General features: G+C 67.1%; 13 protein-coding genes. 10 read left to right on the forward strand and 3 right to left on the reverse strand.

Going from position 1 to position 15,686, the window contains the following annotated elements; genetic code table 11:
* The first annotated feature begins 38 nt into the window (after window positions 1-38).
* Entirely contained in the window at window positions 39-410 is a 372-nt protein-coding gene (gene arsC / locus DV027_RS10665) for an arsenate reductase (glutaredoxin) (protein WP_130731815.1), read from the forward strand.
* 2 nt (window positions 411-412) lie between these two features.
* Here the strand turns inward: arsC and DV027_RS10670 are convergent, their stop codons facing one another.
* Complete coding sequence (locus tag DV027_RS10670) at window positions 413-1,771, reverse strand: amino acid permease (protein WP_130731786.1); 1,359 nt, start codon at window positions 1,769-1,771, stop codon at window positions 413-415.
* Window positions 1,772-2,081: 310 nt separating this feature from the next.
* On the opposite strand from DV027_RS10670, the gene DV027_RS10675 reads away from it, so the two are divergent.
* The 6 genes from DV027_RS10675 to DV027_RS10700 all read left to right on the forward strand — a co-directional run bounded on the left by DV027_RS10675 (window position 2,082) and on the right by DV027_RS10700 (window position 8,017).
* Window positions 2,082-2,990: a diacylglycerol/lipid kinase family protein gene (locus DV027_RS10675; protein WP_130731787.1), complete on the forward strand. Its 909-nt coding sequence runs from the start codon at window positions 2,082-2,084 to the stop codon at window positions 2,988-2,990.
* A 67-nt stretch (window positions 2,991-3,057) separates the two neighbouring features.
* Complete coding sequence (locus DV027_RS10680; protein ID WP_130731816.1) at window positions 3,058-3,948, forward strand: NUDIX hydrolase; 891 nt, start codon at window positions 3,058-3,060, stop codon at window positions 3,946-3,948.
* 139 nt (window positions 3,949-4,087) lie between these two features.
* Window positions 4,088-5,068, forward strand: a complete 981-nt coding sequence (gene nadA / locus DV027_RS10685) for a quinolinate synthase NadA (protein ID WP_130731788.1) — start codon at window positions 4,088-4,090, stop codon at window positions 5,066-5,068.
* On the forward strand, window positions 5,065-6,600 hold the full coding sequence (locus DV027_RS10690) for an L-aspartate oxidase (protein WP_130731789.1): 1,536 nt from the start codon (window positions 5,065-5,067) through the stop codon (window positions 6,598-6,600). The genes nadA and DV027_RS10690 overlap by 4 nt, the downstream gene beginning before the upstream one ends.
* A 17-nt stretch (window positions 6,601-6,617) precedes the next feature.
* Entirely contained in the window at window positions 6,618-7,472 is an 855-nt protein-coding gene (gene nadC, locus DV027_RS10695; protein WP_130731790.1) for a carboxylating nicotinate-nucleotide diphosphorylase, read from the forward strand.
* Window positions 7,473-7,513: 41 nt separating this feature from the next.
* Complete coding sequence (locus tag DV027_RS10700; RefSeq protein WP_130731791.1) at window positions 7,514-8,017, forward strand: hypothetical protein; 504 nt, start codon at window positions 7,514-7,516, stop codon at window positions 8,015-8,017.
* Window positions 8,018-8,051: 34 nt separating this feature from the next.
* On the opposite strand, the gene DV027_RS10705 is transcribed toward DV027_RS10700, so the two are convergent.
* Entirely contained in the window at window positions 8,052-8,954 is a 903-nt protein-coding gene (locus tag DV027_RS10705) for a LysR family transcriptional regulator (RefSeq protein ID WP_165399172.1), read from the reverse strand.
* A 34-nt stretch (window positions 8,955-8,988) separates the two neighbouring features.
* The gene (locus DV027_RS10710; RefSeq protein WP_130731792.1) at window positions 8,989-9,255 is read right to left on the reverse strand and encodes a hypothetical protein; all 267 of its coding nucleotides are present in this window, start codon (window positions 9,253-9,255) and stop codon (window positions 8,989-8,991) included.
* A 46-nt stretch (window positions 9,256-9,301) separates the two neighbouring features.
* Here DV027_RS10710 and DV027_RS10715 point away from each other — a divergent pair, with 46 nt between their 5' ends.
* The 3 genes from DV027_RS10715 to DV027_RS10725 are packed head-to-tail and all read left to right on the forward strand — an operon-like array spanning window position 9,302 to window position 15,569.
* The gene (locus DV027_RS10715; RefSeq protein ID WP_130731793.1) at window positions 9,302-10,771 is read left to right on the forward strand and encodes an NAD-dependent succinate-semialdehyde dehydrogenase; all 1,470 of its coding nucleotides are present in this window, start codon (window positions 9,302-9,304) and stop codon (window positions 10,769-10,771) included.
* Between the two features lie 39 nt (window positions 10,772-10,810).
* Window positions 10,811-12,070: a metallophosphoesterase family protein gene (locus tag DV027_RS10720; protein WP_242621848.1), complete on the forward strand. Its 1,260-nt coding sequence runs from the start codon at window positions 10,811-10,813 to the stop codon at window positions 12,068-12,070.
* Complete coding sequence (locus tag DV027_RS10725; RefSeq protein ID WP_130731795.1) at window positions 12,057-15,569, forward strand: YhaN family protein; 3,513 nt, start codon at window positions 12,057-12,059, stop codon at window positions 15,567-15,569. Before DV027_RS10720 ends, DV027_RS10725 begins: the two co-directional genes overlap by 14 nt.
* Window positions 15,570-15,686: the final 117 nt, after the last annotated feature.

The following is a 15,686-nucleotide window of genomic DNA, read 5'->3' on the forward strand; positions in this document are numbered from 1 at the left end:
CCAGCTTACTGTTCCTCTCGCGCCATGTGGGGCATGCCATGACCGTAACCCTGTACCATAACCGTGCCTGTGGCACGTCACGCAACGTGCTGGCCCTGATCCGGGCCGCCGGGATCGAGCCCGTGGTGGTGGAATACCTCAAGACACCGCCCACGCGGGCCGAACTCGATGCGCTGGCCAGCAGGCTGGTCGTGCCGGTGCGCGACCTGCTGCGCGAGCGCGGCACGCCCTATGCCGAACTCGGGCTTGATAATCCCGCGCTGAGCGATGGGCAGATCCTTGATGCCATCGCCGCCCATCCCGTCCTGCTCAACCGCCCCGTGGTCATGACCGACACGCAGGCCCGCCCGTGCCGCCCGAAGGAGATGCTGTTCGAGATCCTGCCACAGGCCCGGCCGGCCACGTCATGAAATCACGCCTGCCTTTTGCGGCGCAGGGCATGGATCAGCACGAAGAACACTGTCGTGCCCAGGCTGGCCAGTGCGGTCATGCGCTGTGAGGGGGTCAGCAGCATCGCCGCGAAAATGACCAGCACGCCCCCCAGCGTTGCCATGTTGACGAGGGGAAAGAACGGCAGCCGGAAACACGCCTGCCGCATGGCGGGCGTGGCCGCGCGGCGGGTGACCACATAGGCCGTGACGATAAGCGAATAGACCAGCAGGATCACGCCCCCGCTGCAACTGAGCAGGAAGGAGAACACCGTGTCAGGCGCCACGATGGAGGAAAACGCCACCACGCCGCCGGCCAGTGAATTGGCCATGATGGCATTGACCGGCGTGTTCTGGCGGTTGCGGCATTGCAGCAGGGCGGGCGCATCGCCATGGCGCGCCAGTTCGGCCAGAATGCGCGAGGTGATGTAGAGGCTGGAGTTCATGCACGACAGCACCGCCGTCAGCACCACCACCCGCATGCACGCCGCCGCCCCCGGAATGCCCATGACCTGCATGGCGGCGACAAAGGGCGAATGGCCGGGCTCGATGGTCCACCATGGCACGATCATCAGGATCAGCGCGATGGACAGGCTGTAGAACAGCATGATGCGCGTGCCGAGGCTGCGGGTGACATGCGCCACGTTCTTGGCCGGTTCAGCGGATTCACCGGCGGCCACGGTCGCGATTTCCGAACCGATCATGGTGAACAGAAGGGTGGGGATGATGGACAGCACCCCCATCCCGCCATGGGGAAAAATCCCGCCATGACCCGTTATATTGTGCATGACCGGCACGCCGGGGCCAAACACATGCGCCACGTACAGCCCGCCCGCCACCACAAAGGCCACGATGCTGGCCACCTTGATGAGCGAGAGCCAGAACTCGCATTCGCCAAAAACATGCACCGCCATGCGGTTGACCAGGTTAAGCGCCACGATCAGCGCCGTGGCCAGCACCCAGACCGGCAGCCTGATCCAGTCATGCAACAATATCGCGCCTGCAATCGCCTCGCTGCCCAGCGCCACCAGCCAGAAGAACCAGTACAGCCACCCGGTGGTAAACGCGGCCCCATTGCCATGTGCCGTGCGGATATATTCCACGAACGAGCCCTTGCCGGGGCACGCAATCACCATTTCCCCCAGCATGCGCATGACGAGCATAACCAGCATGCCCACCGCGACAAAGCCGAGCAGCGCCGCAGGCCCCACCGCCGCAATGGCAGCACTGCTGCCCACGAACAGCCCGGCCCCGATGGCGCCGCCCAGCGCAATCATGATGATGTGGCGCTGCCTGAGCACGGAGGCGGCCCGGGCAGGGCAGGGAGGCGTATTTTCAGTCATGGTGCCTGCCATCGTGCCCGTGCGCGGCGGGTAACAGGCAGCAGGCCCGGGGGCAGAAATCCGCCGGAACCGGGGCGGCAGAAGTCAGGGTCCGGCAGGCGTGGCGTGGCCTGTGGCGCTGTAATCGTTTCACTTTCATCCACACCATTAGGACAGGAAGCCATGCTGTCTGTAAAGGGGAGCAGGGCCGGGGCATGGTGTCATAACACGCTGGTTTTCCAGCAGAAGGTCAAGGTATTGCACTGTCCTGCCCAGCGGCATGCCCGCTGGGTGGCCCGGTAGTCATTTCGCGCATGGTGTTCTAGACACCATGGCCATGGATGCGTCGCGATCCGTTACCATTATCGTCAACCCCACCGCAGGGCGGCGGCGCTCGGGCCATGCCACCCGCCTGGCCGGGGTCCTGCGCCGCGCGGGTGTTGCGGTGCAGGTTGTCCAGACGCGCGCCCGGGGGCATGCCACCGCGCTGGCGCGTAATGCGGTGCGCCAGGGCGGGTGCAGCCATGTCGTGGCCACCGGCGGCGATGGCACCGTGGCCGAAGTGGCGCGCGGGCTTGCGGGCTCCGACGTGGTGCTGGCGGTGCTGCCTGTGGGCACGGCCAACGTGCTGGCGCGCGAACTCGGCCTGCCGTTTGATGAAGACCTGCTTGCGCGCAGCATCATCGCGGGCAGCTGCGCCACCGTGTGGCCGGGCGTGCTGCATACGGCGCAGGGCAGGTCGCTTTTCGTGCAGATGGCGGGGGTGGGGTTTGACGCCCATGTGGTTCACACCGTCTCGCCACGCCTGAAGAAGGCGGTGGGGCGCGCGGCCTATGTGGTGTCCGTGCTGCGGGCGCTGTGGAGCTACCGCTACCCCGTTCTGCGCGTGGAGGTGGATGGCGTGGCGCATGAAGCCTCGTCCGTCATCATCTCGAAAGGGGCGCTGTACGCAGGCCCGCATGTGCTCGCACCCGCTTCCATGCAGGCGGAGAAGGCGTTCTCCGTCGTGCTGTTTGGCAATGCCGGGCCATGGGCAACCCTGCGCTACGGGCTGGCCCTGCTGCGTGGCACGTTGCCACGCCAGAAGGATGTGACGATACTGCGGGCCAGCACCGTCGCCATTCCCGCTCCCACCGGCCTGCCCGTGCAGAGCGATGGTGACGCGCATGGCCATACCGCCATCCGCGCGGACATCAGCGGCCAGCCAATCCGCATCGCCATCTGCCCGCCCGCGCGGTGAGGCCAGGAAAATCCCTCCCCAAACCGGGCCGGAGCGTGATAGGTTCCTGCCCGCCATGACAACCCATATGATGATCGAGCTGATCGCTGTCCTGACGGCCGTGCGGGGGGATGTTCCCCAGGTCATGACCATCGACCATGGGCGGCAGCTGCCTTCCGGCCCGCTGGAAAGCACGCATCGCTCGTTGCAGGCAGGCGTCAGGGCGTGGGTGGAGCGCCAGACCGGCCACCCCATCGGGCATGTCGAGCAGCTCTACACCTTTGCCGACCATGACCGCATCCTTGCCACCACGCAGGGGCGGATGATCGCCATTTCCTACCTCGCACTCACGCGCAGCCACGCGGGCGAGACGGGGTGGCGCGACTGGTATGACTACTTCCCGTGGGAGAACTGCAAGAGCGATGAGGGCCGTGCCAGCCTGGCCCTGATCGAGCGCCTGCTGTGCCACTGGGTGGCGGGCATGGGCCACCCCGCCGAGCGCGTGCGGCAGTGGCAGCGCTGTGTCAGCCTGTTCGCCATTGGCGACATGGTGGCCTGGAATGACGAGCTGGTGCTCCAGCGCTACGAGCTGCTGTATGAGGCAGGGCTGGTGGCCGAGGCAGGCTGCCCGCCTGATCGCGCCGTGCCGGGGCAGTCCATGCACCATGACCACCGTCGTATTCTGGCAACGGCCATGGCGCGGCTGCGTGCAAGAATACGTTATCGCCCGGTCGTGTTTGAACTGATGCCCGAGGCCTTCACCCTGCTCCAGCTCCAGCGCGTGATGGAAAGCCTCTCGGGCGTGCATGTGCACAAGCAGAATTTCCGTCGCCTGATCATGCAGCAGCAACTGGTTGAAGAAACTGGCGAAATCGAGGAACGTACCGGCGGCCGCCCGGCCCGCCTGTTCCGCTTCTGTGGCGAGGTGCGGCAGGCGCGGCAATTCGTTGGTACCAAGATTCCGCTGGTGCAGCCCTGAGCGGTCGGCCCGCACCTCACGAAAATCCTGATTGACAAGCGGGCTGTTTCGCTCTGGAAGTGTGGGGCCGGTCCCTGCGGCCCGACTTATACTCAATATGAGCATAAATGGCATGCGGGAATGGGAAGGGAGAACAGGCATGAACCAGATTGCGCCACGTGGCAAAACGGACGGGCTGTATGACCGGGTGCGTCATCTGGTCCCCGAAATGGAATGGGAGACCTTTGTCGAGGACATCCGCGCGATCGAGACCCTCAAGCGCGAGCGCAACGCCGTCATTCTGGCGCATAACTACCAGACGCCGGAAATCTTCCATTGCGTGTCCGACATCCGCGGCGACAGCCTTGCCCTGGCGCGTGAGGCGCAGAATACGGATGCCGACGTGATCGTGATGGCGGGCGTGCACTTCATGGCCGAGACCGCCAAGATGCTCAACCCGCACAGCACCGTGCTGATCCCCGACCTCAGGGCAGGCTGCTCGCTGGCCGATTCCATCACGGGGGCGGATGTGCGCCTGCTGCGCCAGCGCTATCCCGGCGTGCCGGTGGTGACCTATGTGAACACCTCAGCCGAGGTGAAGGCCGAGAGCGATATCTGCTGCACCTCGGGCAATGCGAAGCGCGTGGTGGAAAGCCTGGGCACGGACCGGGTCATCATGATCCCCGATGAATACCTTGCCCGCAACATCGAGGCCGAGACCGGCATCAAGATGATCACCTGGGCCGGCCACTGCGAGGTGCATGAGCGCTTTACGCCGGGCGAGATCGAGCGCATGCGCGCCGACCATCCCGGCCTCGTGGTGCTTGCCCACCCCGAATGCCCGCCCGAGGTCGTGGCGGTATCGGATTTCAGCGGCTCCACCGCCATGATGGATGATTACGTGCGCGACCATAAGGGTGGCCGCATCCTGCTCGTGACCGAGTGCTCCATGAGCGACAACCTAGCCGTGCGCTACCCGCAGACAGAGTTCATCCGCCCGTGCAACATGTGCCCGCACATGAAGCGCATCACGCTGGCCAATATCCGCCAGTCGCTGGAAAACATGACGCATGAGGTCACGCTCGACCCGGAAATGGCCAGCCGTGGCCGCCGTGCCGTCGAGCGCATGCTGGCGATATGACCGCCCTCCCGCCGCTGCGCCCGCTCGTGGGGCAGCCGCTCATCGTGGGGGCGGGGCTGGCGGGGGTCATGACCGCGCTCTCCACCACGCGGCCGTGCGTTCTGCTATGCGCGGGCCGGCTGGATGAAATACGCCCGCCCCATGCCGCAAGCTGGCTGGCGCAGGGTGGCCTGGCGGCTGCCGTTGGCGCGGATGATACGCCCGCCCTGCACGCGGCCGACACGCTGGCGGCGGGCGCGGGGCTGTGCGACCCCGACACCGTCAGGCGGGTCACCGATGATGGCCCCGCCGTAGTCGGGCGCCTTGCTGACTTGGGCGTGGCATGGGACCGCAACCCCGATGGCAGCCTGCAGCGCGGGCTGGAGGCCGCCCATGCGCGCCGCCGTATCGTGCATGCGGGCGAGGATGCGACGGGCGCGGCCATCATGCGCGCGCTCATCGCCCGCGTGCGGCGCACCCCGCGCATTACGGTCATCGAGCGCGCCCATGCGCGTGATCTGGTGCTGCATGATGGCGCGGTGGCAGGGTTACGGGCGGTCATTGCAGGCACGGAAGTGACCATGCCCGCCACCGCCATCGTGCTGGCCACGGGGGGCGTGGGCGGCCTGTTTGCCGATACCACCAACCCGGCGGGGGCCACGGGCAGCGGGCTGGCCATTGCCGCGCGCGCGGGCGCCGTGCTGGGCAACATGGAGTTCGTGCAGTTTCACCCCACCGCCCTTTCCGCCGGGGCGGATGGCCAGCGCCTGTGTCTTGTCAGCGAGGCGGTGCGGGGCGAGGGGGCGACCCTGATTGATGAAACCGGCGCCCGCTTTACCGAGGAACTCGCCACGCGTGATACCGTATCGCGCGCGGTGTGGCGGCACATGATGGCAGGCCACACGGTCTATCTTGATGCCCGCACGGCCATCGGGGCTGCCTTTACGCAGCATTTTCCCGCCATTTCCGCGCTATGCGCGGCGCATGGCATTGATCCGCTCACGCAGCCCATCCCCGTAAGGCCTGCCGCCCATTACCATATGGGTGGCGTGGTGGTCGACCATGCAGGGCGCACCGGCGTGCCGGGCCTGTGGGCCGCGGGCGAGGTCGCCTGCACCGGGCTGCACGGGGCCAACCGCCTGGCCAGCAATTCCCTGCTTGAAGCCGTATCGTTCGGCACATGGATCGGCCAGGCGCTTGATGGCCATGACCGCCCGCTCCGGCCCGTGGCCAGCAAGCCTGCCACGGGGCCACGATGGGCACCGCCCCCGGTTGGCCTGCGGCGGCTCATGAGCCGTTATGCCGGTGTCATCCGCAGCGGGGCGGAGCTTGAGGCGGGGCTGCGGCAGGTGCTCGCCCAGCCTGAAAGCGATGCCCGGCTGGTCTGTGCCGCCATCATGCACGCCGCCCTGCTGCGCACCGAAAGCCGGGGCGGCCATTTCCGCAGCGATTATCCGCACGCGGCATCCACGCCCCATGCCTCGCGCCTGACACTGGCAGACCTTGCCCGCCTGGGCGCGCAGGTCGATGCGCCCGTGCCTACCCCCCAATGAAGGAAAGAAACACCCCCATGCTCCACCCCTTGCCCGATATCATGCTCGAGCCCCTCGTGCGCGCGGGCCTGCTCGAGGATCTGGGCCGCGCGGGCGATCTCACCACCGATGCCGTGATCGGGGAGGGCGACACCACCGTCCGCGCCGCCTTCGTGGCGCGGCAGGACGGCGTGATCGCGGGGCTGGACATGGCGCGCCTGTCCTTTGCCCTGATGGACCGTCGCATCACGTTTACCCCAAAGCTGCGCGATGGCGGCAGGGTCGGGCCGGGTGACGTGCTGGCCACGGTGGAAGGCCCGGCGCGCGGCATCCTGTCGGGCGAGCGGGTGGGGCTGAACTTCCTCTCGCATCTCAGCGGCATTGCCACGGCCACGGCTGCGGTGGCTGATCTTGTGCGGCCTTACCGCGCCCGCATCACCTGCACGCGCAAGACCATGCCCGGCCTGCGCGCCATCCAGAAATACGCCGTGCGGGCCGGCGGCGGCAGCAACCACCGTTTTGGCCTTGATGATGCAATCCTGATCAAGGACAACCACCTCGCCTTTGCCGGTGGCGTCAGGCCCGCGGTCGAACGCGCGCGGGCGGCGGCGGGCCATCTGGTGCGCATCGAGCTTGAGGTGGACACGCTGGAACAGCTGCGCGAGGGGCTGGAAACCGGCGGCGTAGATGTGTTCCTGCTCGACAACATGCCGCCCGACATGCTGCGCGAAGCCGTGAAACTGGTGGATGGCCGCGCCATAACCGAGGCCTCGGGCGGCATTACGCCCGATACGGTCACCGCCGTGGCACAGGCCGGGGTGGACCTGATCTCGCTGGGCTGGCTTACGCATACCGTGCGCGTCATGGATATCGGGCTGGATTACCGGCCCTGATCCTGTAGGAAGGAAGGGGTTTGTAACAGAAGGAAACAACCATGGCCCGTCTTTCCGCCCGGTATCCCCATCGCCTTGCAGCATTTGCGTTTGCGGGCTGCCTGATGGGCGCAGGCATGGCGCATGCCCAGCCCGACATGCAGCAGCGCATGCAACGTGAGCAGCAGGACGCGCAGATGCGCATGCAGCGCGACCAGCAGCGCCAGCAGATGGACCAGCAGTTCCGCCAGCAGCAGATGCAGCTCGACCAGCAGCGCGAACAGATGCGCATGCAGCGTGACCAGCAGCGCCAGCAGATGGACCAGCAGTTCCGTCAGCAGGACATGCAGCTTGACCAGCAGGCCCGGCAGATGGGCAACCAGCCCGGCGGCCGCGAACAGATCGAGCGCCAGCGCGAGCAGATCCGCCAGCAGCGCGAACAGCAGTCCCGGCAGATGGACCAGCAGTTCCGCCAGCAGGAAGAACAGCTCGGCCAGCAGCGCCAGCAGATGCAGATGCAACAGCAGCAGCAGATGCAGCAGTTCGGTCAGGGGTGGGGGCGCTAGGCGGGGCCTTTATTGCTGTTACCTGCCCGCCACCTTACCCAAGGGCGAAGATGTCGCGGATGTCCAGGCCCGCCGCGATTTCCCATACCCGCACGCTCAATGCGGTGGGCAGGGATTGCGTCAGCCGTGCCAGCCCCACTTCGGGTGCGGCGCATGGTCCCAGCGGGCGCACCTGCAGCCGGCCATGCCCCGTATGGGTGGGCAGGGCCGCAACGGGCAGGATGCTGGCAAGGCGCCCGGCCAGCAGCTCGGCATACAGCACTTCGAGCGAATTGGTTTCCATGACGATGAGGGGCGTCACCTCCGCCGCGCGAAAGGCCGCATCCACGATCTGGCGGGTGCGCATTTCCGTGCTGAGCAGGCAGAGCGGCAGGTCGGCCAGCGTGTGCCACTCGCGTCGGCCCGCGGGCAGCACGAACGGTTCGGCCGCCACCAGCACATGCTGTTCGGTATAGAGCGGCAGGGCCTCAAAGGGACCATCGGGGGGGATCTGGTCAAGATAGACCAGCCCGAGGTCAAGCTGCTGCTGGCGCAGGCGGTGGATGGTATCGGCGCACGAACCAAGGCGCACCTGCAGGTGCAGGCCGGGTATGGCGGTGCGAAAATTTTCCAATAGCATGGGCGATGCCTGGAGTGCGGGCGGCATCACGCCGATGGACAGCGACCCGCCCGCCACCGCCTGCGCGAAGGCGGCTTCCTGCCGCAGGCCATCAAGGGCGGCCAGCGTCTGGCGTGCCCAGTCGAGCACGCGCTGCCCCTCATCGGTCAGGCCATTGAAGCGGCGGGTGCGGCGGATGATGGTAATGCCCAGCTCGGTCTCAAGCTGGCGTATGGCCGAGGAGAGCGCGGGCTGCGATACGCCGCAGCTTTCCGCCGCGCGGGAAAAATGCCGGTAGCGATCAAGCGCTATGAGATAGGTCAACTGCCGCAGAAACACGCCACATCCATCCTGGTCAGAAACGATCTCATACTTATCTGACAATGTCGCGGCGCACCACTGGCCTGCGCCCATGCTCCCCACGCCCGGCGCGCAGGCGGGGTGGTTTCCAGGCATGGCCCACGCATGCGGGGGGCAGGGAGACAAGGATATTCTTCAAGCGCATGGCACGCCTGCCATGGCAGCACAACCGCCACGATCCGCGCCCTTGCGGGCGAAACGGGGGTGCCCCCACGGCCTGCGCCGGGTTGTGGCCCCATGCGGCATTGACGGCATCGGATGCGATCATTGATGAAGGCATGAGCATTATCCAACCTGCCACCGCGCCTGCCTGATCGGAGCCTGACATGACCGTGCATCTCGGCAATACATCGCTTTTTCGCAAGGAGGCTTTCATCCATGGCGAATGGACCCCGGCACTGAAGGGCGCGCGCCGGGCAGTGCACAATCCGGCCACCGGTGCCGAGGTGGCCGAGGTGGCGGAATGCGGGGCGGCGGATGTGGCGCGCGCCATCGAGGCGGCCGTGGCGGCGCAGGCGCAATGGCGCAACCGCACCGGAGCCCAGCGGCAGGTGATCCTTGCGCGGTGGCACGATCTGGTCATGGATAACCTTGATGACCTCGCCACGCTGATCGTGACCGAGCAGGGCAAGCCGCGCGCGGAAGCCGCGGGCGAGATCCGCTATGCCGCAAGCTTCCTGCTGTGGTTCGCGGCCGAGGCCATGCGCGGCTACGGCGATGTGATCCCTCCCACCAACCCGGCCACCCGGCTGAGCGTGATCCGCCAGCCCGTGGGGGTGTGTGCCGCCATCACGCCGTGGAATTTCCCCGCCGCCATGATCACCCGCAAGGCCGCTCCCGCCCTTGCGGCGGGGTGCGCCATGATCATCAAGCCATCGGAACTGACCCCGCTCACCGCCCTGGCGCTGGCCGAACTCGCCCATCAGGCCGGCGTGCCGGCAGGGCTGGTGCAGGTCCTGCCCGGTGATGGCGTGCGGCTGGGCAAGGCGCTGTGCGCAAGCCCCGCCATCCGCAAGCTGTCCTTTACCGGCTCGACGCCGGTCGGGCGCATTCTCATGGCGCAGTCAGCCCCCACGCTCAAGCGCCTGTCGCTTGAGCTCGGTGGCAATGCGCCCTTCATCGTGTTTGAGGATGCGCATATCGAACAGGCCATCAAAAGCGCCGTCACCGCCAAATTCCGCAACGCCGGCCAGACCTGCGTGTGCGCCAACCGCTTTCTGGTGCATGACAGCATCTATGATGACTTCGCCACCCGCTTCGCCAGGGTGGTGGGCAGGCTGCATGTGGGGCCGGGCCATGAACCTGATTCCGCCATCGGCCCGCTGGTCAGCGCGGCCGCGCGCGACAAGGTGGAGGCCCATGTGCGTGATGCCGTGACAAAGGGGGCTGGCGTGCTGTGCGGCGGCACGCGTGACAGGGCGGGCGCGCTGTTCTACCGCCCCACCGTGCTGCGTGACGTCACACCCGCCATGCGCATTGCCCATGAGGAAACCTTTGGCCCCGTGGCCCCGCTCATGCGTTTTCACACCGAGGCGGAAGCCATCGCCATGGCCAATGACACGGAATATGGCCTTGCCGCCTACTTTTTCACCCGCGACCACGCCCGCGCCTGCCGCGTGGCCGAAGCGCTGGAATACGGCATGGTGGGCCATAATACCGGCCTGATCTCCAACGAGGTGGCTCCCTTTGGCGGCATCAAGCAGTCGGGCATGGGGCGCGAGGGGTCGCGCTATGGCATGGATGAATACCTCGAGATGAAATATGTCTGCACCGACATTACCGATCCCGATGCCTGATTACATTTACATCCGCTTTCAATGGAGTACGATGGCGGCATGAACGAATTCCGCTTTCTTCATGCCGCCGACCTGCATCTTGACAGCCCGCTGCGGGGCCTGGGCGCGCGGTCGGATGACTATGCCCGCCTTATAGGCGATGCCTCGCGCCGCGCCTTTACGGACATGATCGACCTTGCCATCAGCAGTGAATGCCGTTTCGTGGTGCTGGCGGGCGACGTGTTTGATGGCGACCTGCGTGATGCGCAGTGCGGGCTGTTCTTCGTCAACGGCATGGCGCGGCTCAGGCGGGCGGGCATCCGCGTGTTCATGATTCTGGGCAACCATGATGCCGAGAACCGCTTTGTCCGCCACCTGCATGTAACCGACAACGTGCACCTGTTCGATACCCGCAAGGCCGAAACACAGGTGATGGATGACCTTGGCGTGGCCGTGCATGGCCGCAGCTTCGGCCGCCGCGACGTGACCGACAACATTGCCCGGCATTACCCGCCCCCCGTGCCCGGCCTGTTCAATATCGGCATCCTGCACACCGCCTGCCAGGGGCGCGAGGGGCATGAGCCTTACGCGCCCTGCACGGTCGAGCAACTGGTCAACCATGGCTACCAGTACTGGGCGCTGGGCCATGTGCACACCCGCGAGATCCTGCATCGCGACCCCTATGTGGTCTATGCGGGCAACCTGCAGGGCCGCCACGCGCGCGAGGCCGGGCCGAAGGGGGCCTCGCTGGTGAGCGTGCGCGCGGGGGCCGTGGTGGATGTGGCCCATCAGGTTCTCGACGTGGTGCGCTGGGCCAGCGTGCGGGTTGACCTGTCCGCCGCCACCACGCGCGGCGAGATGACCGGCCTGATCCGCCACGCGGTCGGGGGCGTGGTGCACGAGGCGGATGGCCGCCCCATCGCCCTGCGGCTGGAACTTGTTGGCGCGACAGCGCTGCATGCGGAGCTGATCCGCAACGCCCGTGAACTGACGCTTGAAGTCGAGACCGTGCTGGCCAGCATTGCCGATGAGATCTGGCTCGAGCGCCTCAAGGTCCAGACCCACGCGCCCACGCGCGCGGCCATGGCCGATACGTCCACCGGCGGGCGTATTGCCGCCGATATCCGCGCCAGCGCAACACCCGAGGCCCTGCGCGCGGAGCTCGATGCCATCCTCGCCGCCGTGATCGACCGCATGCCCGCCCATACCCGCACCGATGCCCTGCGTGCGGGGCTTGCAGCCGACATACCCGCCCGCGCGGTGGACCTCGCCCTGTCACTGGTGGAAAACCCCGAAGAAAGCCCCGATGCACATTCGTAACCTGCGCATCATCCGCTATGGCGCCATTGCGGACCTGGAACTGGATTTTGGCACGGTTCCCGGCCTGCATGTCATCCATGGTCCGAACGAGGCGGGCAAAAGCACCACGCTTTCCGCCATGACCGATTTCCTGTTTGGCATTCCCAACCAGTCCGATGCAGGCGCGGTGTTCGGCAATGACCAGATCCGGCTGGAGGCCAGCCTCATGCTGGCCAACGGCGCCACGCTCGACCTGCGCCGCCGCAAGGGCCGCACCCGCACGCTGGCCGGCCTTGATGGCCAGCCGGTCAGCGATGACGTGCTGGCCCCGGTCCTTGGCGGCATGACGCGCGAGCGCTTTACCGCCCTGTTCGGCCTTAATGACGAAACGCTGCGCAGCGGGGGCGCGGCCCTGCTCAGGGCCAATGGCGATATCGGGCGGCTGATCGTGGAGGCCGGCGGGGGCCTGCGTGCCCTCATGACACGGCTGGCCGAGATTGATGAACGGCGCGCGGCCCTGTTTGCGCCCCGTCGCGCGGCGGAGCGGGCCTTCTACAAGGCATCCGATGCCTTCCGCGCGGCACAGGACAGCCTCAGGGAAGCTTCGCTTACGCATGAGGCCTATACCAGCCATTGCCAGCAGCGTGACGAGGCCCGCCAGAACAGGGCCGATTTCGACCGTGAACAGGCTGAACTGCGCCGCCTGCATGCACGGCTCGAACAACTGGCAAAAGCCTTGCCCCAGCTCCACGCCCTGGCCCGGCTGGAGGCCGAACGCGCAACCCTGGCCGACCTCGCCGCGCTGCCCACCGGCATGGGGGCCGAGATTACCGCAGCCCTTGAGGCCGGTGCTGCCGCCCAGGCCAGCCTTGCCACGGCCCGCGTGCAGGCGCAGCGCCTGCAACGCCAGACAGACGTGCCCCCCGCGCAGGCCCGGCTCATGGCGCAGGGCGCACGCGTGGCACAGGTCATGGCGCTGGGGCAGGCGGTCCGCCGCGCGCGCGCGGGCCGGCCCGAACGCGATGCCAAACGCCAGCAGATCAATGCCAGCCTTGCCAGCCTGCGCCAGTGGCTTAACAAGGGGCCGGATGCCGATCTGCGCCAGTTCATGCCCGAGCGCGTGGTGCTGGAAGAAATACGCCAGATGGCCGATGCCCAGATGCAGTGGCGCAACGCGGCCACGGCGCTGGAGCAGCAGATGGCCCAGACCGACCTTGCCCTTGCCCGCAAGGCGGCGCGCCTCGACACCCTGCGCGCACAGGGGCACGACCGGCCCGTGGATGCGGATGCCACCGCCTTTGCCGCCCTGCCTGCCGAGATCAGGCGCCTTGATTTGCGCAGGGATGGCCTTGCCGCCCTTCAGGAAAAACTGGAGGCGCGGCTCAGGGCGCTGGGTGTGGCCTCGGTCGCGGCCCTGCAGGCCCTGCCGTGCCCCGATGCGCAGGCCGTGCGCGTGGCGGCCGAGGGCCAGCAGCGGTTGCACATCCACAATGAGCGTATCACCCAGGCCCTTGCCACGGAGCGTGAACGGCTGGCCAGCCTGCGCCCCGCCCTTGAGCGGCTCGAGCATGCGGGCAACACCATTACGCCCGAAATGCTGCACGCCGCGTGCGTAAGGCGCGATAGCGCCTGGCACGCCATCCGCGATGCCTATCTGAGCGCGGACGCCACCACCCCGCCCACAACGCGCCAGCACAATGCCACGATGCTGGAGAACGCCATCACGCAGGCGGACAGCCTGTCACGCCAGTTGCTGGCGCAGGCCGACCGCCTTGCCCGCATCGAGGCGCTGCGCCACGACATGGCCCAGTGCACCGACAAAATTGCCTGCCATGAGCGCAACCTGCATGATACGGCCCGGCAGATTGCCCGGCACTGGCAGGAATTCATCACGCCTTTTCCTGCCATCGCGGCCCATGCGGCCACGCCCGCGGCACTCGGGGCTTTCGTGCAGCAGCGCGTTGACGTGCTGGCCGAGGCCGAACAGGCCGCCACCGAGCACGCGGCCCTTGAACACGAGCACATCAGGCTGGCCGTGCAGCGTGAGGGGCTTGCGCATCTGGCCCGCACGTTGGGCGTGGACGCTGGCCTGCAGCCCGCCGCCTGCGTGGAGGGCATGACCCGCGCCCTGCGCCAGCATGCCAGCGCGCATGAGGAATATGACCGCCTGCAGCGTGAACATGATGACCTGCTGCCCCAGCGTGCCCAGCTTGGCCAGCAGGCCAAAGCGCTTGAGGCCGAACGGCAGCAATGGGCCGCCCGCTGGGCACCCGCCATGCAGGCCATTGGCCTGAACGCCGATGCCCTGCCCATGACGGGCCGCGACCTGGCCGATGAATGGGCGGCGGCACCTGCCGCCATTACCCAACTGGCTGAGCTTGATGAAGCCGCGGCGCAGGCCGCAGCACATGAAGCCGAACTGGCGCACGGGCTGGATGCGCTGCGCCCCCATCTCGCCCTCAGCCTGCCTTCTGACGCGGCACTGGCCGCCCACGAGCTGGAACAGCACTGGCGCGAGGCCGAGAAGGCCCGCCACCAGCGCGAAGCCCTGCAACCCGAACTGGACAAGGCCAACCATATGGTGGCGCAGGGCGAAGCGGGCGTGCAGGCCGCCACCACCGTCATCGAGGCGCTTCAGGCCCGCACCCACGCGCAGGGCACGGATGCGCTGCGCCAGCTTGCCACCCGGCTGGAACAGCGCGACAGCATGGCCGAGGCCCACGCACAGGCGCTGCATACCCTGTCCTGCATGACCGATGGCCAGTCTCCCACGCAGCTTCATGCAGCCCTTGACGGGCGTGACGGGCCGGAACTTCAGGCGGAAATCGCAGCATTGCAGGCCCGCCAGGAGGAGCTGGCCGCCGCCCGTGACAATGCCGTGCGCACGGAGCAGCATGCCGAAAGCGCCCTTGCCGCCTTTGAGCATAATACCGAGGCCCCGCAGGCCGCCGCCCGGCGCGAAGCGGCCATAACCAGCCTGCACCGTGTTGTGGAGGAATATGCCGAGCTGACCCTGGCGCGTAACCTGATTGCCGCCGCCATGGACCGGGTGCGCGCGCAGGTGCAGGACCCGCTGGTGCGGCAGGCGGGCATGTTCATGGCGCAGGCGACCGATGGCGCCTTTGGCGGCATACAGACGGAACTTGATGCCAGTAACGACCCCATGGTGCGCGGCGTGCGCCCCGATGGCAGCACGGTGGGGGTGAGCGAGATGAGTGCGGGCACGCGCGACCAGCTTTTCCTTGCCTTCCGCCTGGCCAGCGTGGAGACCTATTGCCGCGCTACCGAGCCGCTGCCATTTATCGCCGATGACCTGCTGGTGCAGTTTGATGATGCCCGAAGCCACAGCACGCTGAACGTGCTGGCCCAGTTCGCCCGCACCACGCAGGTGCTGCTGTTCACCCATCACGACAGCATACGCGACATGGCGCGTGCCATGCAGGCCGAGGGCGCTGCGATCAACCTGCTTGAACTGCCCGCCCTGGCCAGCACGCGTCCGGTCGCCGCAATACAGGACTGAACGCCAAAGGGCGCGCAGCCAGCCTCTTGCCTGGGCGCTGTTTTTTGAAAAAAAGGCCGTGCCTGACACAGGCTTTTGCAAAAAATGCTGCCCCGAAGGGTGGCAGGCATCAGGGCG

This window comes from Komagataeibacter xylinus, assembly GCF_004302915.1.
In the GTDB taxonomy this organism is placed as follows: Bacteria; Pseudomonadota; Alphaproteobacteria; order Acetobacterales; family Acetobacteraceae; genus Komagataeibacter; species Komagataeibacter xylinus_C.